At 63.8% G+C, this 21,428-nt stretch carries 22 protein-coding genes and 2 tRNA genes; 11 read left to right on the forward strand and 13 right to left on the reverse strand.

All coding sequences use genetic code 11. From position 1 onward, the window contains the following. Nucleotides 1–17: 17 nt before the first annotated feature. The 3 genes from glmM (at nt 18) to AC54AG_RS16125 (ending at nt 1,693) form a co-directional block, all read left to right on the forward strand. Nucleotides 18–1,355, forward strand: a complete 1,338-nt coding sequence (gene glmM / locus AC54AG_RS16115) for a phosphoglucosamine mutase (RefSeq protein WP_070304355.1) — start codon at nt 18–20, stop codon at nt 1,353–1,355. A gap of 93 nt (nt 1,356–1,448) precedes the next feature. After that, nucleotides 1,449–1,525 (forward strand) — tRNA-Pro (locus tag AC54AG_RS16120). Nucleotides 1,526–1,618: 93 nt separating this feature from the next. Beyond that, nucleotides 1,619–1,693 (forward strand) — tRNA-Arg (locus tag AC54AG_RS16125). 81 nt (nt 1,694–1,774) lie between these two features. Here AC54AG_RS16125 and AC54AG_RS16130 read toward each other — a convergent pair. From AC54AG_RS16130 to AC54AG_RS16140, 3 genes are all read right to left on the reverse strand, one after another. Further along, nucleotides 1,775–1,954, reverse strand: coding sequence for a hypothetical protein (locus AC54AG_RS16130; RefSeq protein ID WP_072454631.1), 180 nt, complete (start codon nt 1,952–1,954; stop codon nt 1,775–1,777). A 169-nt stretch (nt 1,955–2,123) separates the two neighbouring features. Continuing rightward, nucleotides 2,124–2,690, reverse strand: coding sequence for a PEP-CTERM sorting domain-containing protein (locus AC54AG_RS16135; protein ID WP_070304357.1), 567 nt, complete (start codon nt 2,688–2,690; stop codon nt 2,124–2,126). Nucleotides 2,691–2,996: 306 nt separating this feature from the next. Beyond that, entirely contained in the window at nt 2,997–3,548 is a 552-nt protein-coding gene (locus tag AC54AG_RS16140) for a GbsR/MarR family transcriptional regulator (RefSeq protein ID WP_230517562.1), read from the reverse strand. Nucleotides 3,549–3,687: 139 nt separating this feature from the next. Between AC54AG_RS16140 and cydD the strand changes: the two genes are divergently transcribed. The 5 genes from cydD (at nt 3,688) to cydX (ending at nt 10,007) form a co-directional block, all read left to right on the forward strand. Continuing rightward, complete coding sequence (gene cydD, locus AC54AG_RS16145; protein ID WP_496630925.1) at nt 3,688–5,376, forward strand: thiol reductant ABC exporter subunit CydD; 1,689 nt, start codon at nt 3,688–3,690, stop codon at nt 5,374–5,376. Next, the gene (locus AC54AG_RS16150; protein WP_496630926.1) at nt 5,373–7,055 is read left to right on the forward strand and encodes an amino acid ABC transporter ATP-binding/permease protein; all 1,683 of its coding nucleotides are present in this window, start codon (nt 5,373–5,375) and stop codon (nt 7,053–7,055) included. The genes cydD and AC54AG_RS16150 overlap by 4 nt, the downstream gene beginning before the upstream one ends. A 67-nt stretch (nt 7,056–7,122) precedes the next feature. Continuing rightward, complete coding sequence (locus tag AC54AG_RS16155; protein WP_072454628.1) at nt 7,123–8,700, forward strand: cytochrome ubiquinol oxidase subunit I; 1,578 nt, start codon at nt 7,123–7,125, stop codon at nt 8,698–8,700. Between the two features lie 13 nt (nt 8,701–8,713). After that, on the forward strand, nt 8,714–9,868 hold the full coding sequence (gene cydB, locus AC54AG_RS16160) for a cytochrome d ubiquinol oxidase subunit II (RefSeq protein ID WP_496630928.1): 1,155 nt from the start codon (nt 8,714–8,716) through the stop codon (nt 9,866–9,868). A gap of 22 nt (nt 9,869–9,890) precedes the next feature. After that, a complete protein-coding gene (gene cydX, locus AC54AG_RS16165; protein WP_034757467.1) occupies nt 9,891–10,007 on the forward strand; it encodes a cytochrome bd-I oxidase subunit CydX in 117 nt (38 codons plus the stop codon). Nucleotides 10,008–10,076: 69 nt separating this feature from the next. Here the strand turns inward: cydX and AC54AG_RS16170 are convergent, their stop codons facing one another. Further along, nucleotides 10,077–10,301 (reverse strand): hypothetical protein, encoded by a 225-nt coding sequence (locus AC54AG_RS16170; protein WP_331777805.1) that lies wholly within the window; start codon nt 10,299–10,301, stop codon nt 10,077–10,079. Between the two features lie 276 nt (nt 10,302–10,577). Then, nucleotides 10,578–10,766, reverse strand: coding sequence for a hypothetical protein (locus AC54AG_RS16175; protein ID WP_070304418.1), 189 nt, complete (start codon nt 10,764–10,766; stop codon nt 10,578–10,580). A gap of 164 nt (nt 10,767–10,930) precedes the next feature. Between AC54AG_RS16175 and AC54AG_RS16180 the strand changes: the two genes are divergently transcribed. After that, nucleotides 10,931–11,650 (forward strand): hypothetical protein, encoded by a 720-nt coding sequence (locus AC54AG_RS16180; protein ID WP_072454626.1) that lies wholly within the window; start codon nt 10,931–10,933, stop codon nt 11,648–11,650. Between the two features lie 60 nt (nt 11,651–11,710). Here the strand turns inward: AC54AG_RS16180 and AC54AG_RS16185 are convergent, their stop codons facing one another. The 3 genes from AC54AG_RS16185 to AC54AG_RS16195 form a co-directional block, all read right to left on the reverse strand. Further along, nucleotides 11,711–12,097: an Aq_678 family protein gene (locus AC54AG_RS16185; RefSeq protein WP_331777806.1), complete on the reverse strand. Its 387-nt coding sequence runs from the start codon at nt 12,095–12,097 to the stop codon at nt 11,711–11,713. Nucleotides 12,098–12,220: 123 nt separating this feature from the next. Then, entirely contained in the window at nt 12,221–12,595 is a 375-nt protein-coding gene (locus tag AC54AG_RS16190; RefSeq protein WP_034757483.1) for a DUF1294 domain-containing protein, read from the reverse strand. Between the two features lie 59 nt (nt 12,596–12,654). Next, a complete protein-coding gene (locus tag AC54AG_RS16195; protein WP_331777807.1) occupies nt 12,655–13,221 on the reverse strand; it encodes a methylated-DNA--[protein]-cysteine S-methyltransferase in 567 nt (188 codons plus the stop codon). Between the two features lie 93 nt (nt 13,222–13,314). Between AC54AG_RS16195 and AC54AG_RS16200 the strand changes: the two genes are divergently transcribed. Continuing rightward, a complete protein-coding gene (locus AC54AG_RS16200; RefSeq protein ID WP_496630932.1) occupies nt 13,315–14,064 on the forward strand; it encodes a nucleotidyltransferase domain-containing protein in 750 nt (249 codons plus the stop codon). Here AC54AG_RS16200 and AC54AG_RS16205 read toward each other — a convergent pair. After that, nucleotides 14,061–16,289 (reverse strand): TonB-dependent siderophore receptor, encoded by a 2,229-nt coding sequence (locus AC54AG_RS16205; RefSeq protein ID WP_496630934.1) that lies wholly within the window; start codon nt 16,287–16,289, stop codon nt 14,061–14,063. The two genes, AC54AG_RS16200 and AC54AG_RS16205, sit on opposite strands and share 4 nt — an antisense overlap. Before the next feature lie 323 nt (nt 16,290–16,612). Here AC54AG_RS16205 and AC54AG_RS16210 point away from each other — a divergent pair, with 323 nt between their 5' ends. Further along, the gene (locus AC54AG_RS16210) at nt 16,613–17,452 is read left to right on the forward strand and encodes a hypothetical protein (protein WP_331777810.1); all 840 of its coding nucleotides are present in this window, start codon (nt 16,613–16,615) and stop codon (nt 17,450–17,452) included. Between the two features lie 3 nt (nt 17,453–17,455). Here the strand turns inward: AC54AG_RS16210 and AC54AG_RS16215 are convergent, their stop codons facing one another. From AC54AG_RS16215 to AC54AG_RS16230, 4 genes are all read right to left on the reverse strand, one after another. After that, nucleotides 17,456–17,854 (reverse strand): bacteriohemerythrin, encoded by a 399-nt coding sequence (locus tag AC54AG_RS16215; RefSeq protein WP_070304367.1) that lies wholly within the window; start codon nt 17,852–17,854, stop codon nt 17,456–17,458. Nucleotides 17,855–18,152: 298 nt separating this feature from the next. Continuing rightward, nucleotides 18,153–18,308: a hypothetical protein gene (locus tag AC54AG_RS16220; protein ID WP_161781522.1), complete on the reverse strand. Its 156-nt coding sequence runs from the start codon at nt 18,306–18,308 to the stop codon at nt 18,153–18,155. 151 nt (nt 18,309–18,459) lie between these two features. Next, nucleotides 18,460–18,645: a hypothetical protein gene (locus AC54AG_RS16225; RefSeq protein ID WP_099402374.1), complete on the reverse strand. Its 186-nt coding sequence runs from the start codon at nt 18,643–18,645 to the stop codon at nt 18,460–18,462. 111 nt (nt 18,646–18,756) lie between these two features. Further along, entirely contained in the window at nt 18,757–21,261 is a 2,505-nt protein-coding gene (locus AC54AG_RS16230) for a PepSY domain-containing protein (protein WP_496630936.1), read from the reverse strand. Nucleotides 21,262–21,428: the final 167 nt, after the last annotated feature.

Here is a 21,428-nt window from a genome sequence, read left to right on the forward strand (position 1 = left end):
AACAAAAAGAGAAAACTATGACGCGTAAATATTTTGGCACCGATGGCATCCGCGGCTTGGTGGGCACGGCTCCGATCACCCCCGATTTCGTCATGCGCCTCGGTTATGCGGCCGGCAAGGTGCTGGCCAAGTCGCAAGGCGGCAAGGCGCGCCCGACTGTGCTGATCGGCAAGGACACGCGCATTTCCGGCTACATGCTGGAAGCGGCGCTGGAAGCGGGCCTGTCGGCCGCTGGCGTGGACGTGATGCTGGCCGGCCCCATGCCGACCCCGGCGATTGCCTACCTGACGCGGGCACTGCGCCTGGCGGCCGGTGTCGTCATTTCCGCCTCGCACAATCCGTATCACGACAACGGCATCAAGTTCTTTTCCGGCCAGGGCACCAAGCTGCCCGACAGCGTGGAACTGGAAATCGAGGCGGCGCTCGACGAACCCATGGCTTGCGTGCCATCGGACAAGCTGGGCCGCGCCAAACGCCTGGATGACGCCCAGGGCCGCTACATCGAATTTTGCAAGAGCACCTTCCCGAACGAACTGGACTTGCGTGGCCTGAAGATCGTCGTCGATTGCGCGCACGGCGCCGCTTACCATATCGCGCCGCACGTGTTCCATGAGCTGGGCGCGGAAGTCATCGCCATCGGCAACAAGCCTGACGGTTTCAATATCAACGCGGGCTTCGGCGCCACGGCAACCAAGGCCATGGCCGAAGCCGTCATCGAGCATGGTGCAGACCTGGGCATCGCGCTCGATGGCGACGCGGACCGCCTGATCATGTGCGACGCCACGGGCCGTATGTACAACGGCGACGAGTTGTTGTACGTCATGGTCAAGGACCGGCTGGCGACGGGCCCCGTGGCCGGTGCCGTCGGCACCTTGATGACGAATATGGCGCTGGAAGTGTTGTTCAAGCAGCAGGGCATCGGCTTTGCGCGCGCCAAGGTGGGCGACCGCTACGTGCTGGAAGTCATGAAGGAAAAGGGCTGGATACTGGGCGGCGAGGGCTCGGGCCATTTGCTGTGCCTGGATCGCCACACGACGGGCGATGGTATCGTCTCCGCGCTGCAAGTGCTGTCCGCGCTCAAGCGCAGCGGCCAGAGCCTGCAGCAATGCCTGGCCGAACTGGTGCTGTTCCCGCAAACCCTGATCAACCTGCGCGTGGCGCCCGGTTTCGACTGGCAGAAAAATGCCGCCATGGTGGCCGAGAAAGAGCTGGTCGAGGCCGAACTGGGCGACACGGGCCGCGTGCTGATCCGCGCTTCGGGCACGGAACCGCTGATCCGCGTGATGGTGGAAGCGAAAGACAAGGAGAAGGCCGAGAGCATGGCGCGCCGCATCGCCGATAAAGTCGGCGCTTAAAGGGGCAGGCACGGGGCAGCGTCGATAGTTATTTCCATCTAATTCGTCTATGGCAATTGACGAAATTGGGTGGGGGCGTTATTATCTTGTCTTCGGAGTGTGGCGCAGCCCGGTAGCGCACCTGGTTTGGGACCAGGGGGTCCAAGGTTCGAATCCTTGTACTCCGACCAAAGTCATAAGCGGGCTGTCAGAAATGACAGCCCGTTTTCTATTTCGCGCTGGCATTTCATTGCTGGCGCGCATGGATTAAAATACTGCACCTTCCGCCCATCGTTCAACGGATAGGACAACGGTCTTCTAAACCGTGAATGGGGGTTCGATTCCCTCTGGGCGGACCAGCTCATGCTGGCCATGCATGCGACAGCCTGTCGCATTGCCATCACTCTTCATCTCTGTTCTTCGCTCGCCTGCAAGCCGTGTCACGGCTGCGCAAACAGCACTACGCTCAGCAAATACAACAGCGGCGCCGCGCACAGCAGCGCCGAGCATGCCGAAATGATTTTCCTGTTGGTCAGTCGTGCCAGGCGCAGCCGTTCCCGCACGGGCAGGTGCTGGCGGATCACGCTGCGCGCGCGTGGCTGAAACGGTTGTTCATGCATGAGTACTCCCTCGTCGGTCAGCAGTGGATGCCGTCGAGCATAGCGAAGGGAGTCTAAAGATGGTGTAAAAAGCGGGACCTGCGCCGCAAGCGCGGTGTAAACGGGCCAAACAGGCCGCTGGCATTGAGGGCGGCAGCGGACGCTGGTGCGCCGCTGCCGCAGATGAGGCTTACTTTCCCTGGCGGCGACGTGCCATGAAGCCCAGCAGACCCAGGCCGGCCAGCAGCATGGCATAGGTTCCAGGTTCCGGCACGGCTGAAATGAAGGCCCTGTAATTGCTCAGACCTTTGGGCAGGCCCTCGATCGTGAAGGTGGTGCCGGCAGCCACGGGCGCGGCCCAGTGGAACACCAGTTCGCCCTGGCCGAAGTGGATGGCCAGGTAGTCATAGGCGGCCGCGCTCGTATACGAATTGACGCCGCCGCTCAAGCCTGCCGTGGTGCCGGCAGTGCAACCCGAGGTGGCGCTTTCGCAATACGAGACGGCGGTGCCCAGGCTGGTGCCGAACACGCCATTGATATAACCCTGGATGTCCGAGGGGCTTTGTGGCACGAGATTGTCGTCATAATATTTCACCTGCAGTGCCGGAGATGGTGAATAAGTGACGGTGCTGCCGTCAATGACGAAACCGCTGGCCGGGCCCACATCCACCCAGGTGGCGGCTTGGGCCGCACTTGCCAGTACGGTCATTGCGGCCAGCATGGATGCCTTGATGGCAATGCTCTTTACGCTTTTCATGAAAATCCCCTTGTGCTTGAGACAGTCGCTTCATAGTGTTGGGACGCGTCCCTACATACCGGGGAAGTCATCCCATTGCCCGTTTTTATCTATTTCTTGTGCGTAGAGAGTACGCAAATGCAAGCTTACTCTTGATATAAATTAATACAATTTAAATAATACTATTGGTTCAGTTGACAACATCGCATACGGCTATGTCTGCTTGTGTTAACGATAGACAACATGACGTTAGGAAACGGCGTGACAAGGCGCGCCAGCTTGTGCTAGCGGCGTCTCGGCTTATTTGGGAGGGGGGCGGCGGGTGCTTCAGTCGTTGTTGTTGCTGACGCCAAACAGGCGATCCTTGGCGTTGAGCAGCTTTTGTACCTTGGCGCCCATTTTCATCAGCTGCGCCATCGATTCGGGCGACAGGCGCTGCAAGTCGTCGAACCAGGTATTGGCCAGGTCGACCAGTTCATACATTTCGCGCATGCGTTCCTGCGCATATTGATCCACCGGTTCCGTGGCCGGTGCCAGCAGCGCTTCGCGCAGCACCGTCAGGGTGGGCGCCACTTCGCGGCGGCGGCGCTCGGCGGCCACCACACGGAAGATTTGCCACACATCGCCCAGCGAGGAAAAATACTCGCGCCGGTCGCCGGGAATGCGCGACTGGCGGATCAAGCCCCAGCCCTGCAATTCCTTCAGGCCGATGCTCACGTTCGAGCGTGAAAAACTCAGGTGCTCCGCGATTTCATCTGCGTGCAAAGGGTGCTCCGCGACAAATAACAAGGCGTACACTTGCCCTACCGTACGGTTAAAGCCCCAGCGGCTGCCCATCTCGCCGAAATGGCTGACAAAGGTCAGGATCAGCGGCGTCATTTGGATATGTTGAGTTTTCATAATTATCTGAATTTTTTCACGCCATACTGGTGGGGTCAATTGATATATGTCATGTTTCGCAGTATTATACAAAATATCGAATTTACAGAAAATTCTGAAAACTCAAGAAGTATAGAAGATGCCGACCACGTCCTTGTCCTTGCCCCGCTTTATTCTTCCCCGTGCCGCCAGCCTGGCGCAAGGCGGCGCCGCCTTGCTGTGGCTGCCGCAGGCGGCCTTGCTGGCCTGGGCCGTGCAAGCCATGCAAGACGGTGCACCCTGGCGCGCGGCCCTGTTGCCGGCCGTTGGCGTGCTGCTGCTGGGCGTGCTGCGCGCCGGCTGCGAAGCGTGGGGCGCGCGGCGCATGTATGCGGCGGCACGCGCACACCTGTCCACCTTGCGGGAACAGGTGGCGCAAGCGCTGGCGCAGCGCTCGCCGCTGGACCGCCAGCGCGCCCAGTCGGGCCAGGCGGCCAGCGTCATCGCCGAACAGGCCGAAGCCATCGTGCCGTATCTGGTGCGCTACAAACCCGCGCGCTGGAAAGTGATGCTCGTGCCGCTCGTGATCCTCGCCGTGGTGACGCCGCTGTCGTGGATCGCCGCCTTGATCCTGCTCATCGCCGCCCCCTTGATTCCCGTCTTCATGGCGCTCGTCGGCATGGGCGCGCAAGCGGCCAGCCGCGCGCAGATGGTGGAAATGGGCAGCATGAACGCCTTCCTGCTGGACCGCCTGCGCGGCCTGGCTACCTTGCGCGCGCTCGACGCCGTCGACGCCACGGCCGAACGGCTCGATGCCTCGTCGCAATCCGTGCGCCGGCGCACGATGGTGGTGCTGCGCATCGCCTTTTTGTCGTCGGCCGTGCTCGAGCTGTTTTCCGCGCTCGGTGTGGCCATGGTGGCGGCCTTCATCGGTTTCTCTCTGCTGGGCAGCATCCATTTCGGCACCTGGGGCCGCGAGCTGAGCTTGGGGCAGGGCTTGTTCATCCTGCTGCTGGCCCCCGCGTTTTTCGAGCCGCTGCGCGAACTGGCCGCCGTCTGGCACGACAAGGCGGCCGGCGAAGCGGGCCTGGCCGGTTTGCACGACCTGGCGGCCGATGGCGTGCCTTTGCCTGGTTTTGGTGTGGAAGTGGCGGCCGTTTCCGCCGCCGCCATGGCTGTGGCGGCGGCGCCCGCCGTGGAACTCCGGCAATTGCGCTTTGCCCATCCCGGCGAAGCGCCCGTGTTCGACGGCTTCGACCTGACCGTGCGCGCTGGCGAACATGTGGCCCTGCTGGGCGCCAGCGGCGCCGGCAAGACCACCTTGCTGTCCCTGCTGGCCGGCTTGCTGCCCGCCAGCGGCGGCGACATCCGCATCGGCGGCGTGCGCCTGACCGACAGCACGGTCAATACCTTGCGCCAGCGTATGGCCTGGATGGGTCAGCGCCCGCACGTGTTTGCCGCGTCCGTCAGCCAGAACGTGACCCTGGGCCGCGTTGGGGCGAACGCCGCGCAGGTGACGCAGGCGCTGCACCTGGCGGACTTGGCCAAGGTGGCGCAGGCGCAGCCGGCCGTCATGCTCAGCGATGGCGGCCAGGGCTTGTCCGGCGGCGAAGCCGTGCGCCTGGCCTTGGCCCGCGTGGCCCTGCATCCGCATGCCGATTTGCTGCTGGTCGATGAACCGACTGCCCACCTGGACAGCGAAACGGCGGCGCGCGTGACGGACGCCCTGCTGGCACTGGCGAAAGGCAAGACGATGATCGTCGCCACGCACGACCCGGTGCTGGCTGGCCGCCTGCAGCGCACAGTGCAGGTCGATGCGCATGCCCAAGTGCAGGAGTTGCGCGCATGAAAACTTCACTCATATCGAACCCCGTCCTGCGGCAATTGCTGCTGGCCCAGCCCCGCAAGCTGATCGGGGGCGCCTTGCTGGCGGCCCTGACGGCGGTGGCCGGCATGGTTTTGCTGGGCTTGTCCGGCTGGTTTATCACGGCCACGTCGATTGCCGGCTTGCACGCCTCGACGGCCATCGTGTTCGACGTCTTCGGCCCCTCGGCCGGCATCCGCCTGCTGGCCATCGGCCGCACGGGTTCGCGTTATGCGGAGCGGCTCGTCACGCACGACGCCACGTTCGCCGCGCTGGCCAGCATCCGCGTGCGCCTGTTCCGTGGCTGGTCGCGTCCGGAAGCGGCCAGCCGCTTGCTGCGCCAGCCCGCCAAGCTGCTGTTTCGCCTGACGGCCGATATCGACGCGCTTGAGTCGCTGTACTTGCGCCTGCTCGTGCCGGCCTTCACGGCCCTGTGCGTGGCCCTGCTGGCCGGCGTGGCGCTGGGCGTGATGCAGTGGCAGCTGGGCCTGGGCCTGGCCGTGTGGCTGCTGGCCGCCGGTGGCGGCGTCAGCTGGATCGTGGCGCGCGGCGCCCGCCGTCCCGCCATCGTGCGCTCGCGCGCCATCGAAAAATTGCGTTCCGGCACCATCGACCTCGTGGCAGGCCAGACGGATCTTGTGATGGCGGGTCGCATCGACGCCCAATGCGCGGCGTTGGGACAGATCGACCGTTCGCTGGCGCAAGCCGATTTTGCCCTGCTGCGCCTGGAAACGGCCGCTGGCGCCGCATATGGCGTCGCCGGCGGCGCAACTCTTGCTGCCGTGCTGCTGGCCGTGGCCGCGCTGGTGGAGCAGCAAACGATGAGTTTGCCGCTGGCGGCCCTGGCCTTGCTGATCGCCCTGACGGCCGTGGAACCATTTGCGGGACTGCGCCGCGGCGCGCTGGAAGCGGGGCGCATGCTGCTGGCCGTACGGCGTCTGGCGCCGCGCCTGGATGTTGAAGAGATCACTGCACCGCCTGTCGACGCCGCACCGGGCCTGCGCCTGGAACACGTCAGCGCCGCGCATGCGGGCAGCCACGTTGCCATCTTGCACGACGTATCGCTGCACATCGCCGATGGCGAGCGCGTCGCCTTGATCGGCCCCAGCGGCGCGGGCAAGTCGACCTTGCTGGCCATCGCCGCGTGCGAACTGGCGCCGCTGTCGGGCAAGGTGGCCGCGCCGCGCGCCTGCCTGTTCACGCAGAAGACGGAACTGTTCCAGGACAGCTTGCGCGACAACCTGCGCCTGGCCGACCCGTCCGCCAGCGATGCGCAGCTGTGGGCTGCGCTGCAATCAGCCGGCCTGGACGACGAGGTGCGCGCGTTTGCGGGCGGCCTGGACACCATGCTGGGCGAGGGCGGCCTGGGCTTGTCCGGCGGCCAGGCGCGGCGATTGGCGCTGGCGCGGCTGTTCCTGCATGAATCGACCTTGTGGCTGCTGGATGAAGCGACGGAAGCGCTCAATGCGCAGACGGCGATTGACGTGCTGCAGCGCCTGCGCGCCCGCAGCGAAGGGCGCAGCTTGCTGATCGCAACCCACTTGCGGCGCGAAGCGGCGCTGGCGGACCGGCTGGTCAGCCTACGCGATGGCCGTATCGTGGGCGACGCGCGGCGTGGCACGGATGCCTTCGAGACTGCTCTGGCGGGCTTGCGGGGGGACTGACGGGCAACCGGTCAGTATTGGAAAGGTAGCAAGTTTACACACAGTAGGGTAACACCAAGGAAATCATATGGACTTCGATATTGTCGCTTTATCCAGACTGCAGTTCGCGCTGACAGCTCTGTACCACTTTATATTTGTTCCGCTGACGATAGGCCTGTCAGTGCTGCTCGCCATCATGGAGACGGTCTACGTGATGACGAACCGTCCCATCTGGCGCGACATGACCAAGTTCTGGGGTGTCTTGTTCGGCATCAACTTCGCCATGGGCGTGGCGACGGGTGTCGTCATGGAATTCCAGTTCGGCATGAACTGGAGCTATTACAGCCATTATGTGGGCGACATTTTCGGCGCGCCGCTGGCCATCGAAGGCTTGATGGCTTTCTTCCTGGAAGCGACCTTCGTCGGCCTGTTCTTCTTCGGCTGGGACAAGCTGTCGAAGCGGGGCCATCTGGTCACGACCTGGCTGGTGGCCATAGGCTCGAACTTCTCGGCCCTGTGGATTCTGATCGCCAACGGCTGGATGCAAAATCCCGTCGGTGCGGCCTTCAACCCGCAAACCATGCGCATGGAAGTGACGGACTTCGGCGCCGTGCTGACGAACCCGGTAGCGCAGGCGAAATTCGTGCACACGGTGTCGGCCGGGTACACGGCAGCATCGATCTTCGTGCTCGGTATTTCTGCTTGGTATCTGCTGAAGGGGCGCCACGTGCAGCTGGCCAAGCGCTCGATGACGGTGGCCGCCTCGTTCGGCCTGGCCGCCACCTTGTCGGTGGTGGTGCTCGGCGATGAAAGCGGCTACCTGTCGTCGGAACACCAGAAGATGAAACTGGCCGCGATTGAGGCCATGTGGACGACGGAGCCGGCCCCGGCCGCCTTCACGGCCATCGGTTTTCCCGACGCGAAAGCGCGCGAGACGCATTACGCCGTGCACATCCCGATGGTGATGGGCTTGATCGGCACGCGTTCGCTGACGACGGAAATTCCCGGCATCGAGCAACTGGTCGACCGCGGCGAACTGCTGATCCAGGATGGCATCAAGGCGTATGACGCGCTGCAAACCATCCGCAGCGTGGCGCCGGGCAGCCCCGTGCCGCAGGACGCGAAGGATGTGTTCGAGTCGAAAGGCCAGTCCATGGGCTATGCCTTGCTGCTGAAACGCTATGTCGACGATCCGCGCCAGGCCACGCCCGAGCAGATCCGCAAGGCCGCGCTCGATACCGTGCCGCCCGTGGGGCCATTGTTCTGGTCCTTCCGCGTGATGGTGGGCCTGGGCATGTTCTTTATCCTGTTGACCGGCACGTTCTTCGTGCTGTCGACGCGCCGCACGCTGGACAAGCACCGGTGGCTGCTGAAGCTGGCCGTGTTCGCCATCCCGCTGCCGTGGGTGGCGATCGAGGCGGGCTGGATCGTGGCCGAAGTGGGCCGCCAGCCGTGGGTCATCGAAGGCGTGCTTCCAACGGCCGTGGCCGTCTCGAACCTGGGCGCTTCGACCTTGCTCATCACCATTGCCGGCTTTGCCGCCATCTACACCGTGCTGTTGATTATCGAAATGAAGCTCATGCTCAAGGCCATCCGCAAGGGGCCGGAAGAGACGGCGCCGGCCCCCGTGCCAGCGGCCGCAGCCATTCATACTCAACGCGCCTGAGGAGGACCAGACCATGATTTTGCATGAAATGATTTCGTATGAAACCCTGCGCCTGATATGGTGGCTGCTGATCGGCATCTTGCTGGTGGGCTTTGCCATCACGGACGGCTTCGACCTGGGCACGGGTATCTTGCTGCCGTTTGCCGGCAAGACGGACCTCGAGCGCAGAGTCATCATCAACAGTATCGGCCCCGTGTGGGAAGGCAACCAGGTGTGGCTGATCCTCGGCGGCGGCGCCATCTTTGCCGCCTGGCCGCAGCTGTACGCCGTCTCGTTCTCGGGCTTTTATCTGGCCATGTTCGTCATCCTCGTGGCGCTGATTGTGCGTCCCGTGGCGTTCAAGTTCCGCAGCAAGCGCGAAGATCCGCGCTGGCGCGCCCGCTGGGATGCGGCCCTGTTCGTGGGCGGCTTCGTGCCGGCCCTGATCTGCGGCGTGGCGATTGGCAACGTGCTGCAAGGCGTGCCGTTCCGTTTTTCGCCGGACATGCACATCTTCTATGACGGCAGTTTCTTTGCGCTGCTCAACCCGTTCGCGCTGCTATGCGGCCTCGTCTCGGTGGCCATGCTGGTGATGCACGGCGCCACCTGGCTGCAAGTGAAAACGGACGGTGCCGTGGCTGAACGCTCGCGCCGCTACGGCAGCGTGGCGGCGATCGCCACCGTCGTGCTGTATGCACTGGCCGGCGTGGCCCTGTGGCTGTGGGTCGATGGCTACCGCGTCACCAGCGCCGTTGTCACCGATGGCCCGTCGAACCCGATGCTGAAAACGGCGCAGGTGCACGTGGGCGCCTGGTTCCTCAACTTTGCCACCCATCCGTGGACCTGGATCGCCCCTGTGCTGGGCTTGCTTGGGCCCTTGCTGGCGTTCGCCTTGCTGCGCGCGCGCCGCGAAGTGCCCGCCTTGCTGGCCAGCGCGGCCAGCATCGCCGGCATCATCCTCAGCGTGGGTGCGGCCATGTTCCCGTTTATCCTGCCATCGTCGATCGACCCGCGCGCCAGCCTGACGGTGTGGGATTCCTCGTCCAGCCACATGACCCTGTTCATCATGCTGGTCGTCACGGCCGTCTTCATTCCCCTCATCGTGGCGTACACGACGTGGGTGTATAAAGTGCTGTGGGGTAAGGTTGACGGCAAAGCCATCGAAGACGAAACCGGTCACGCCTACTAAGAATTTACGAAAGGAATTAACTATGTGGTATTTCGCCTGGATACTGGGTCTGCCGCTGGCGGCGACCTTCGCCGTACTCAATGCGATGTGGTATGAAATCGCCGATGGCGACACGACGCCCGAGCAGTACCGCGACTAGTTCAACTGGCCGCAGTACGGACTGAACAGCCCCGCCCGGCGCAATGCCCGGCGGGGCTTTTTTTGCTTTCTACAGCAAGATGAATTCGCCACGGATGCGCAGTTTCATGCCGCGCGGCGCGTCGGCACCCGCCGCCACGGCCCAGGCGGTAATCCAGCGTGCACAGCGTTCGCGCGCCGCCGCATCGGCCAGCGCCTCGTTCAGCCGCCGCAGGCGCGCATCGGCCCGGTCGATGCGCTGGGCCGGGTACAGGCGCTGGTCCATGGGATCCGTCTTTTTGCTGTAATGCTGCATCGCTTTCCCTTTCCGCGTGGTAACAAATCAGGTGATGGCATAGCCATCTACGCACGGGAGCGTCATTTGGATGTGGTGCAGGCATAAAAAACCACCATGGCGGTGGCTTTGCGAGCTTGCAATGGTGGCGTCGTCGGCTTACGCGCTGCGCGCTAAGCCGACCTACTGGCGGGTGGGTTGCTGGCGGTGGAGAGGTAGGTCGGATTAGCGGGGCCGCCGAGGCGCGCAAGCGCGTAATCCGACAATATTGTTGGCCGCGACGGTGGTGTCGTCGGCTTACGACCTACCGGCAGGTGGCTTGCTCGGCGGTTTGGGTGTTGCAATGGCAATCGGGTCGCTGGCCGGAAAGCTTTCCTTCAGCGCTTCATCGAGGATTTCCTCGGCGTGGCTTTCGCTGGCCGGCGTGGGTGAATCGCGCTCCGGTGGCGGGGCGGGTGCGGTGGCGGCGTTGGTGCTCGAATGCATGATGATCTCCTCGCGGTAGTGCGCCACGCTGCCGAGGTGGCCGTGGCGCGTGCTGCTGTTTCCAGCCTAGCACATCGTGCAGGAATGGCGCGCCGGATGCGCCTGCCGAAGCGATGGCGGCGGCGTCTGCTACACTGCGCTCCACTTTTATCGATGGAACCGCCATGACCTCCCTTCCTTTGCCATACCGCGCCACCGCACTTGAGGCCTGTGCCTGGCTGGCGCAACAGACAGGCACGCCTTGGAGCCTGGCGCGCTTGCTGGAGCAGGGCGGCTTGCCGTACGTCTGGCTCGATTACAGCGAAGCGTGGGCCGAGCTGTTCCATGACGGCGTGACGCGCTACGCGGCGCCCGTCGTGTTCATCGGCGACAAAGAGCATCTGGCCTCGGGCGCCGATGATGTGTGGCTGCGTTTTACGCGCGATTCAAGCAACATCGCCATCGAACTGAAGGCGCCGGGACTGCGCGTGCCGCTGGACGGCTTGCATTTCCAGGAGCGCGATCTGCTGCGTTTGCTCAAGGAATTGCAGCACCCGCAGCTGGCCAAAGCGGAAGCGGAGAAGGCGCCCGCCGTTCTGCCCAGCGCCCTGAAGGGTCTGGGGCGCGAGCAGATTCTGATGGCCTTTGCCGGTGTGGGCAAGGTTGACCTGGAACAGGGGCTGGCCAGCGGCGTGGGTATCTTTGGCGATGATGGCGCGCGCGTGCGCAAGAATTCGCGCGGCGGCAAGAATAGCCACCTGTGGCATCCGGTGACCTTGGCGTTCGGATTGCACGACGTGCACCGCGTACCGATGGCACATCTGAAAAAGGCGTTCGCCACGCAACCGTTGCTGCGCGAGTGGAAGGCGGACTGGCTGGAATCGCTGCGCCTGCTGGGCGAATAACTAGACGAAGCTAGCCTGCCGCGCCGGCGTCTTGTTAAGCGGCATATGCCTTCCGGCCGTTTATTGGCTTTCCTCGATCCTGCCGCCGCACTGCGTATAGCATGCTCTGTAATCGGAGTCGCATTGCCATGTCGATGCGCTGGATGAACAATATTGGCGTTTCTTCGCGCATAGTTCGCGGTCCGCATCTGTTTTCGCTACGGCCAAGCAGATGGAAACGGTACTGGTGTTGCGCATTTCGCAAGCCTGTGCCTGGCTCGCCGCAATCTGCTCTTTGCCGGCAATGCATATTTGCTGATTGGTCCCGCAGCTCGTCACGCATTGACGGCCCGCATCCGAATCCGGAGGAATATAGCGATAGCTTGTGCAGCTGGCCAAGGTGATTGCGAAACAAATCGCAACAGCAAGGCGGAACAAGTAGAAATTGTGGATTTGCAAAGTGCGCATGGTCGAAAAGTGCTTTCCCGTGTCGATGAATTAGGTTGATTGCCCGATATATTGATATTCTGACAGGCGAGCTTTTCACCTACAACGCGCCGCAATAACTGTTACATTTTCGCGTTGATAGATTTACAGCTCGATGGGTGCCACTTCGGTGCCGATATCGGGCGCAGCGTAATGCATGCTGAAATACACGAAAGCGCCGATATTGATGGCGACCGTGATCCAGAACAGCACGCGGAATGAGCGCTTGCTGGACTTGTGGCGCAGCCATTGCTGGGCCAGTACAGCGCCGGGCCAGCCGCACAACAATCCCAGCAGCAGCAAGGTGCGTTCCGACGTGCGCCAGCGGCCTTCCTTGGCGGCCGACTTGTCGATCGCATAGGCAACAAAGCAGCTCAGGCTCAGCACGCCATACACGAGAGCGATCAAGACGGGGATGTGGAAAAAGAACGTGGCCAGCAAATACAGAACGACAAAGAACAGGATGACAAGATAGGACATAGGATGTGTTGGCTTGAGCGGAGGGCGTGAGTATCCCACAAGGGAAGCGATGCCGCAGCCTAAAACAGACAGCCTTGCGCCGTATCTATTTGAACAGCGCGGCGCCGGGCATGGCCCGTCTTCAGCGCTTCGCGGTCGCTGGACAGGGTGATGCCTTCCAGCGCCAACAAGGATTCCTTGGCATGCAAGCCGCCCGCAAAGCCCGTCAACTCGCCCGTGGCGCCGATGACACGGTGGCAGGGGGCGATGATGGAAATGGGATTCTTGCCATTGGCTGCACCCACGGCGCGTACGGCGGCGGGGCGGCCGATCTGGCGCGCGATCTCGCCATAGCTGCGCGTCTGGCCGTACGGTATCGTCAGCAGCGCGCGCCACACTTCCTGCTGGAATGGCGTGCCGGCAAAGTCGAGAGGCACGTCGAATTGCTGGCGCGTGCCGGCGAAATATTCAGCCAGCTGGCGCGCCGTTTCCTGCAGCACGACGCAACCGTCATCGACGCGCATGGCGCCCAGACGCACGCGGTTCGGCTTGTCGTTTTCCCACAGGATGGCGGTCAGGGCTTCCCCGCGCGCCACCAGGGTCAGCTCGCCCACGGGCGAGGGCACCACGATGCAGTCGTATTCCATGTTTGTTCCTCGGTCAGATGGTGCCAGTGTAGCAGGATGGCGGCATGCCGCATATTGCGTGTAGGATGGCGTTTTCGGCATGGAGCACAGGCTTTGACGACGATCCCCACTTATGACGATATCCGCGCCATTGCCCTGCGGTTGGTGCACGAACGCTATCCCTCGGCCGTGGCGGCCATCATCGGCGGCTCGTTCGCCACGGGCCGGCAAACGGCCACTTCCGATATCGACCTGCTGCTGCTGTTCGACCACGTCGACTGCGCCTGGCGCGACACCCTCGTCGCCGAAGGGCGCACGGTGGAACTGTTCGGGCACGACATGTCCACGTTCACGTATTTTTGCAAGGAAATGGATGCGCCCGGCGGCAAGGTGCCGCTGGCGATGATGGTGGTCGAAGGGAAAAACATTGTCGCTGCCGGCGATGCCTACGCCCGGCTGCATGCGCTGGCGCACGCCATCGAGACGGCCGGACCGCCCGTGCTCGACGTGGAAAACCTGCAGCGCCGCCGCTATGCCATCACCACCGCGCTGGAAGACCTGGTCGACAGCACGCACCCGGGCGAGGCGCTGGCTGTCGCTTGCCAGCTGTACGAAGCACTGGCCGACCTGCACTTGCGCGCGGCCGGCGAATGGAGCGGCGGCGGCAAGCATCTGTTCCGGCGCCTGCAGACATTTGACGCCGCCATCGCCGCGCAGCTCGACGGTGCGCTGCGCCTGGTTGCCAGCAACTTGCCGGCCGGCCAGCGCGCCTTCGAGCAAGTCGCCGCCGCCGTGCTGGCGCCCGTGGGCGGTTCCTTGCTGGAAGGATTTACCCTGCCGGCGCCCGCGCACTGGCGTGTTTAAAACGCCGTGCGCACGGAGAGACTGATGTTGCGCGGTTCGCCCCAGAACACGCCGTCAAAGAAGCCCACGTTGCGGTAGTACTTTTTGTCGAGCAAGTTATTCACGTTCAGTTGCACGCTGGCGTGGCGGTTGAGCGCGTAGCTGGCCATGGCGTTGACCAGCGCATAGCCCGCTTGCGGGATATTTGTGATCGCGTTCGATGGCGGGCGGCCATACCACGATTCGCTGTAGGTGGCGCTCTGTGCCGTCATGCTGGCGCCCGCTCTCAAGCCGGCCAGCTTGCCGTCGAAACGGTAGCTGGTGGCCAGGCGCAGCAAATGGCGCGGCTGCGTGGTGGCGGCGCGGCGGCCATCGGCCTCGGCCGCGTGCAGATAGGTATAGCCGCCGCTCGCTTCCCAGGCGGGCGTGATCTGGCCGGCAACGTCGAACTCGACGCCCTTCGCCGTCACGCCCTTGCCGTTGGCCACCATGGCCTGGCCGCCGTCGGGCAGCAAGAAGCCGGGCGGCACCGTGCGGTCGAGTTCCGCCAGGTTCTTTTTCTTCGTGTGGAACAGGGCGGCCGATGCGTTCAGCTTGCCTTCATAGAATTCCCCCTTGATGCCCAGCTCGGCATTGTCGCCTGTTTCCGGCGGCAAAAACTTGTCGTTGCGGTCCTTGCTCGATTGCGGGTTGAACAGCTGCGTGAAGCTGGCATAGGCCGAATATTGTTTGTTGATGTCGAACACGGCGCCCACATAGGGCGTCACTTCATTGCGCGTCTCGGAAAAGTCGCTATTGTCCGTGTGCAGGCCCCGTGTATCGTAGTTGCGCGTATCCGTGCGGTAAGTGCTCGTGCGCGCGCCGATGATGACGTGCAGTGGATCGGCCAGGCTCAAACGCGTGGCGACATAGCCGCCCGCGAGGCGCGTAATGGTTTCCGAGTGCGAACCGTCCGGATGGAAGACGGGGCGGGGAATGTTGCCCGTCCAGCTGCGGTAATCGGGAACGAAGGCCGGGTAATCGATGTCCGCCTCGCCACCGAGCGAACGGGCGCGCTGGTTGCCGCCGTTCCAGCCGACGATGGCCGTGTGCTTGCGTCCCAGCAAGGTGAACGGGCCGCTGGCGTACAGGTCGAAGTTGTCGTTGGTGGTCTTGCCCGGACCATAGGCGCCCGTCCACAGGAGCATGCCTGCGCCCGTGGTCGGGTCTGGATGGCCGCCACCCGCATAGGCGACGGTGGTGCGGTTCGTGCTTTCCGTGCGCGCGTAGCCCAGATGCATATTCCAGTTGCCGGGCAGACGCTGGTCCAGCGACGTGAACAGCGTGTGCTGCTTGTTGGCCCAGGTGCTCCATGGCGTCGTGAAACTGGTGTTGCGCGGCAAGTTCGCCAGGCTGCCATCCGCATTCCAGTAAGGCACGGCACCCCAGGTGGCGCCCGTGGGCTTGTTGTCCTGGAAGTCGACGCCGGCCGTCAGCAAGGTGCCGGGGCGCAAGTCCGCCTCGACGATGACCATGCCGACCGTCTTGTGTTCGTGATACATGTCCAGGTAGGAATCGCGTTTTTGCCAGGCCAGGGCCGTGCGCGCCCGCACGCTGCCCTCCGCGTTCAGCGGCGTGGACAGGTCGGCTTCGAAGCGCTGGTCGTCCCAGCGGCCCATGATGAGGCCGGCGCTGACCTGGAATTCCTTCGTGGGCCGCTTGCGTATCATGTTGATGGTGGCCGACGGATCGCCCGTGCCGCCCATCAAGCCGGTGGCGCCGCGCACGACTTCGATACGGTCATACAGGATCGTGTCTTGCAGCGGCGCATTGCCGCCGCGCGCCATGCCGTCGATCTGGAGATTGTTGATGCCGAAGCCGCGCGCATAAAACCGCGTGCGCTCCGTGTCGTTCTGGCCCACCTGGATGCCCGTCGTCTGCGCCAGCGCCTGGTCCAGCCGCACGGCGCCCAGGTCGTCGAGCAACTGGCGCGTGATGACGCTGACCGATTGCGGCGTTTCGCGCAAAGTCAGCTCCATGCGCGTGGCGCTGCGCGCTTCGCCGGCCGTGTACGACTGCGTGCCTTCCGTCGTCGCCGTCGACTGGCCCAGCACGGTGACGGCCGGCATGGTGACGTCGGCCGCGTCGGCGGCCTGTGCGGGCAAAACCACGCCGGCGGCAAGGCTCAGCAAGCTGATGTGTAACAGACGGGGGAGGCGGCGCAAGGCGGGCTGGCGCGAAGAAGAGGAGACTGTCGTTGATTGCATCATTTTCCTGGAATATTTTTAGTCGTGAGTGTTCCTATCTCGTCTGGCGAGGTGCGCAGTAGCTGGGGGGATGGCGTGACGCTGGCCCGTGGTCTGGCTTGGATAGCAGTTCCACCGCAAGGCCCGGCGCTGACGGGCAGTGGAAAGGAAGGGCGCGCGATTCCCTTCAATTTCGTGAATAGGAATCATTATCAATATAGGTGGTATTTGCCAAATAATCAAGCGTGCGCACCAAAACTGTGCAGAAGCCCATGGCGGCGTAAGGTCTGGCCTTCTGCGATAATGCAGGCGCTGACAAATATTTTCCTCATTGAAAGAAATGCATGCGTACATGGATCGCTTGTGCCGGATGGTTGTGTGTCGTGTCGCTGGGCCAGGCCCAGGAACTCGCGCCGCCGCCGGCAGTTCCCGCGCCGCTGCAGAGCGCCAGCGTGCCGCCCGCCACCGATACCATGCCAGCACCTCTTGCGCCGGTCACGCCCGCCGCGCCAGCGGAAGAGGCGCTGCCACCGCAAACTGTGACGATCACGGCCAGCAGCGACGCCAAGGCGCCGCGCGTGCGCTTCACGGCTTACCGCGAAAGTTATCTGACGGCCAGGAAAGTGTGGCAAGTGTCGAGCGGCAGCGTGGTCATGGCCCTGCGCCTGATTCCTGCCAAGCTGAGCGCCACCATCGACGACGTGCGCGTAGCCTTGCAAGGCAATGGCGCGCCCATGCCGATCAAGGTGTCGGACGGCGGCGTGTTTGTCGTGCCGCTCAACGATGACATCGCCGCGCAAGATGGCACTTTCCTGGTGAACAAGGGCAGGGGAGAACTGACGGCGAATATCGTGCTTCAGCCCGCCGTGGCGCGCGATGCGTGGAACGTCACGCGTGTGGGGCAAGTCTTGCGCGACGCCCGGCGCGCCGTGCGGGCCATCACGCCGTGGTACAAGCGGCCGTTCGCCAGCGACGTGCAATCGCTGGCCTTTTGCGCGGCCGAGCGGGGCAGTGCCTTGCAGTTGATGGATGGCGAGCAATTGATCGCCACCTTGCCCATGAACGAGCAGGCCGTCAACGACATCAACCAGCCCGTGTTTTGCAAGATTTTCGATGGCGAAGACAAATACCCGGGACACTACCGCGTGGTCATGCCCGAGCAGGCGACGGTGCTGCTGCTGTAGAGGCTAGTTGGGCTGGCGCTGCACCAGTTCCAGCGCCGCCGCCAGGGCCAGGTCCATGGTGGCCTGGTGGAAGATCAGCCATTGCGGCAACAGCGACAGCGCATGGCGTCCCTGTTCCAGGTCGCCTTCATCGACGGCGGCCCATGCATGGTGCAAGCCGCTGAGCACGCGCGCATGCTGTTCGCGGTGGTTGGCCAGCGAGGGAAAGGCGATTTGTTCCATCAAATCCTCTTCCTCGCGGAAATCGCGTTCGACGGCCGCAATCAGTTCGCGAAACGCCACGCTGAAATGCTGGTCGCCCAATTGCTGCAGCCGCGCCAGCTCCTGAAACAGCGCCTCATGCGCCTCGTCGATGACGGGAACACCCAGCGCCATCTCATCCTTCCAATGCGATTTACCCATGCCGATGCTCCCGGTTAAGTCCGTCGCGGTGCGAAGCGGACTGTTCCAGTGTGGGCGCAGCGAAGAGGGAAATCCATGACCTGGATCAAAAGTATGGTGAAGAGGGGGCGAGGAAAACAAAGCAAAAACAAATGGATGTAGGAACCAATTTCCCCTCCGTAATAAAGCGGTTTCAGCGATGCGCCGCGTTACCGAGCGCCGCTGAAAAACGCCGCTGGCAAGGCGCCGTGCCGAAGGCAGTACGAATGTACGACGAGGCACGGCAACGCGGTCAGCGGTGTTTTCTCAGCCACGCGTCTTATTGCCGAGGCCAATGGCTCCACATGGCATGCGCATCGACATTGGGCACCTGCAACTGCTGCCCGGCGGATAGCTGCATCGTATCCCTCAGCACGAGGGGCGCAAGCATCAGGGCCGACAGGGCAAGGCAGGCCAGCACTTTGAGCGTCAACATGGTCGTCTCCCGGTGTCCCGGCGGCGGCGCGGGGATGCGGCGCCTGCCGGTCACTTCCATATGTACTACCATGCTTGCAGTTTAGTTCACCTGGTCGTAACTTCAACTTATTGCTGTGATGCACTGCACCAGTTCGCCTGCTGCCAGGGGCCTATTTGGCCTTGCGGCTGCGCCGTGGCTTGCCTGTGGGCGGCAGGAAGGAATCGAACCACACTTGCGTCAACTGCCGCGTATTTTTCGCCGCCTCGCGCTTGACGGCGGCCGTGGCGTGGCCGCGCGCCGTGTTGGCGATGCGGTTGGCGGCGCTCAGGTACATGCTCATCCAGGGATTTTTCATGGCTAGCCTCGCAGGCAGTGGGTGGGAATGCCTCCACTCTAGTCCGATGGCTGGTGCTGACTGTGCGCCTGCCCACATAGCCGGGCCGTGCTGGCGATGGGCTGAGGCAGATCAATACACGTCGCGGCGGTAGCGTCCGGCCGCCAGCAGGGCGTCGAGGCCCTCCTGGCCCAGCACTTCTTGCAGTACAGCATCGATTCCTGCCGCCATGCCTTGCAGGCTGCCGCATACGTAGACGATGGCGCCTTGCGCCAGCCACTCGCGCAGTTCATTCGCGTTGGCGCGCAGGCGGTCTTGCACGTATTCCCGGGTTTCGCCATCGCGCGAAAAGACCTTGTCCAGGCGCGCCAGGTGGCCAGCGTCTAGCCAGCCTTGCAACTCTTCGCCGCAGACGCTGTCAAAAGCTTGCTGGCGCTCGCCGAACAGCAGCCAGTTGCGGGCCAGCCCCGTCCGCTGGCGCGCGCGCAGGTGGGCACGCAGGCCGGCCAGGCCGGAACCGTTGCCGATATAAATACAGGGCACGTCGACCAGGGCGGGCGCGAAGGCGGGGTTGGTTTGCAGGCGCAGGCGGATGGGGCTGCCCAGCGGGGCGAAGCGCGTGAGCCAGCCGGAACAGACGCCAAATCCCTGGTTGTCCTCGCCCGCATGGCGTTCCTGGCGCACCAGCAATTGCAGTTCACCATCGGATGGCAGCGAAGCGAGCGAATAGCTGCGGGGCGCGTGGTGCGCATCGCCCTCGCTGCCATCCGCGTTGCGGGCGATGATTTCCGCCAGCGCGCCCGCTTCCCAGCTGGCGCCGGCAGGGCCCGTCAAGGTGATTTCATGCAATTCGCCACCCAGGCTGCCCGGGTTGAGCAGCACGCGCCGCGCCAGGCGCCACTCGGCATACGACGCTTCTTCCTGTACGCCGATGGCGTCGATGGCGCTGCCGCTGCAGCGGGCCAGTGCTTGGGACCAGTCGGCCAGGGCGGCGGGGTCGTGCTTGTCCACTTCGATCAGCGGGAATAATGGATGGGCGCCCAGCGCTTGCAATTGCTGCGCCAGCGCATGGCCAAAGCCGCAGAAGGCGCTGTAATGGCGGTCGCCCAGGGCCAGCATGCCGAATTCCAGGCCCGCCAGCGGCGTGCCCGATGTTGCGTGCAGCAGGCGCGCGAAGCGGCGCGTGCCGTCCGGCGCCTCGCCTTCGCCAAAGGTGCTGGCGATGATCAGCGCCCGTTCGTACTGGCGCAATTGCGCAGGATCAAACCGGTCCAGCGACTGCACGTCGACGGCGACCCCGGCCTGCTGCAGGGCGCGCGCGCTTTCCAGGGCCAGGCGCTCGGCCTGTCCCGACTGGCTGGCGTAGGCGACGAGGGTGGGCAAGCCGGTATTTTTCTTGTCCGCTGCGCCGGCGCCCAGCATGGCGCGCTGCGCCTGGATTGCCCGTTTTGCCTTGCGGCGGCCCAGGTACAGCATCCAGCCCGTGATGGCGAACAGGGGCAGGCCCAGGCTGGCCAAAGTAACGATGATGCGGCCCGGCAAGCCGAAATACGTGCCCATGTGCAGCGGATAAATGATGTTGACGAGGCGTGCACCGAGCCCCTGCTGGCTGTAAGGTTCGTTTTCCGTGACCGTGCCGTCGGCCGGTGCAATGCTCATGCGGCTGCGCGCCCGCTCGTGCGGCGCATCGCTGGCCAGCCACGTGAATTGCACGGCTTCGCCGGCGCGCGTGGGTAGGCGCACGCTGGCCAGGGTCCAGCCGGCGGCGTGCTGCTGGAAGCTGGTCCAGGCCAGGCTGATGTCGACGGCGGGCGCCTTCTCCTTGCCGCCGCCTTTTTTCGCGGGCGCCTGTGCCATCCTTGGCGGCTTGCCGGCCCAGGCGTCGATATTGTCGCGCACCACGTCATAGCTCCAGTAAATGCCCGTCAAGGTCAGCGCCACGTAGACGACCAGGCACCAGGTACCGGCCACGGCGTGCAGATTCCACAAAAAGGAGCGGCCCTTCAGGGCGGGATCGAAGGTCAGCCACGTGCGCCAGTCCAGCGGCCGGCGGGGCCAGCGCAAATACAGGCCGGACAGGGCTAACCCCAGCAGGCACAGGGCCAGCGCACCCGCCACTTGCCGCCCCGGATCGCGCGGCAGCAGCAGCCAGCGGTGCAATGACTCCGTCCACTCGAAAAATTCCGCACCCGCCAGCGCAGGCTGGGTCGCGCCCGTGTACGGATGCACATAAATGGACTCGCCGCGCCGCTGGCCGTTCTTCGGCGCGAAGAACAGCCGTGGCGTCGTGCCCGCTTGCGCATACATGGTGATCGACGCCACGCGCTGGCCGTGTTCGGCTGCGGCAATGCTACTTAACTGCGCCGGCGTCAGCGGGGCGCGGGTTTCCACGGACACATGGCGCACGCCGGGGTTCATGACGTCAAGTAACTCATCCTTGAAGGCCAGGGTGGCGCCGCTCAGGCCGATGATCACCAGTACCGTGCCGGCCGTGATGCCGATAAACCAGTGCAATTGAAACCATACCTGCTTCCAGTTCCAGTGCCAGCGCCGCTGTTGCGGGGCGGCGCTTGGCTGGCGCACTGCGGGCACGGCGTCGGTGCTGGCGCGCAACTGGGGGAGGGAGGAAGTGGTCATGGTGGCTTTCGATAGCGCCGCCATGCAGTGCGTCAGGCATGGCGGGAAGAAGGAAGGCTGACATTTTAACGCAAACGAGAATCATTCGCAAATGATGGTGCCCTGTTTTCACGTGGCAGGAGCCATCCCCGTTTGCCTGATCGGGCGCCATAGGCGCTACAATAGGG

Source organism: Janthinobacterium sp. BCJ23, from assembly GCF_059617945.1.

What these genes read in the sequence shown, in the direction of transcription:
- AC54AG_RS16190 (WP_034757483.1), bottom strand. Translation starts at nt 12,595, where the DNA reads ATGTCCTATCTTGTCATCCTGTTCTTTGTCGTTCTGTATTTGCTGGCC.
- AC54AG_RS16225 (WP_099402374.1), bottom strand. Translation starts at nt 18,645, where the DNA reads ATGAAAAATCCCTGGATGAGCATGTACCTGAGCGCCGCCAACCGCATC.
- AC54AG_RS16220 (WP_161781522.1), bottom strand. Translation starts at nt 18,308, where the DNA reads ATGTTGACGCTCAAAGTGCTGGCCTGCCTTGCCCTGTCGGCCCTGATG.
- AC54AG_RS16150 (WP_496630926.1), top strand. Translation starts at nt 5,373, where the DNA reads ATGAAAACTTCACTCATATCGAACCCCGTCCTGCGGCAATTGCTGCTG.
- AC54AG_RS16185 (WP_331777806.1), bottom strand. Translation starts at nt 12,097, where the DNA reads ATGCGCACTTTGCAAATCCACAATTTCTACTTGTTCCGCCTTGCTGTT.
- cydB (WP_496630928.1), top strand. Translation starts at nt 8,714, where the DNA reads ATGATTTTGCATGAAATGATTTCGTATGAAACCCTGCGCCTGATATGG.
- AC54AG_RS16195 (WP_331777807.1), bottom strand. Translation starts at nt 13,221, where the DNA reads ATGGAATACGACTGCATCGTGGTGCCCTCGCCCGTGGGCGAGCTGACC.
- AC54AG_RS16155 (WP_072454628.1), top strand. Translation starts at nt 7,123, where the DNA reads ATGGACTTCGATATTGTCGCTTTATCCAGACTGCAGTTCGCGCTGACA.
- AC54AG_RS16230 (WP_496630936.1), bottom strand. Translation starts at nt 21,261, where the DNA reads ATGACCACTTCCTCCCTCCCCCAGTTGCGCGCCAGCACCGACGCCGTG.
- AC54AG_RS16215 (WP_070304367.1), bottom strand. Translation starts at nt 17,854, where the DNA reads ATGGGTAAATCGCATTGGAAGGATGAGATGGCGCTGGGTGTTCCCGTC.
- AC54AG_RS16180 (WP_072454626.1), top strand. Translation starts at nt 10,931, where the DNA reads ATGACCTCCCTTCCTTTGCCATACCGCGCCACCGCACTTGAGGCCTGT.
- AC54AG_RS16140 (WP_230517562.1), bottom strand. Translation starts at nt 3,548, where the DNA reads ATGACGCCGCTGATCCTGACCTTTGTCAGCCATTTCGGCGAGATGGGC.
- AC54AG_RS16170 (WP_331777805.1), bottom strand. Translation starts at nt 10,301, where the DNA reads ATGCAGCATTACAGCAAAAAGACGGATCCCATGGACCAGCGCCTGTAC.
- cydD (WP_496630925.1), top strand. Translation starts at nt 3,688, where the DNA reads ATGCCGACCACGTCCTTGTCCTTGCCCCGCTTTATTCTTCCCCGTGCC.
- AC54AG_RS16205 (WP_496630934.1), bottom strand. Translation starts at nt 16,289, where the DNA reads ATGCAATCAACGACAGTCTCCTCTTCTTCGCGCCAGCCCGCCTTGCGC.
- AC54AG_RS16130 (WP_072454631.1), bottom strand. Translation starts at nt 1,954, where the DNA reads ATGCATGAACAACCGTTTCAGCCACGCGCGCGCAGCGTGATCCGCCAG.
- AC54AG_RS16210 (WP_331777810.1), top strand. Translation starts at nt 16,613, where the DNA reads ATGCGTACATGGATCGCTTGTGCCGGATGGTTGTGTGTCGTGTCGCTG.
- AC54AG_RS16135 (WP_070304357.1), bottom strand. Translation starts at nt 2,690, where the DNA reads ATGAAAAGCGTAAAGAGCATTGCCATCAAGGCATCCATGCTGGCCGCA.
- cydX (WP_034757467.1), top strand. Translation starts at nt 9,891, where the DNA reads ATGTGGTATTTCGCCTGGATACTGGGTCTGCCGCTGGCGGCGACCTTC.
- glmM (WP_070304355.1), top strand. Translation starts at nt 18, where the DNA reads ATGACGCGTAAATATTTTGGCACCGATGGCATCCGCGGCTTGGTGGGC.
- AC54AG_RS16175 (WP_070304418.1), bottom strand. Translation starts at nt 10,766, where the DNA reads ATGCATTCGAGCACCAACGCCGCCACCGCACCCGCCCCGCCACCGGAG.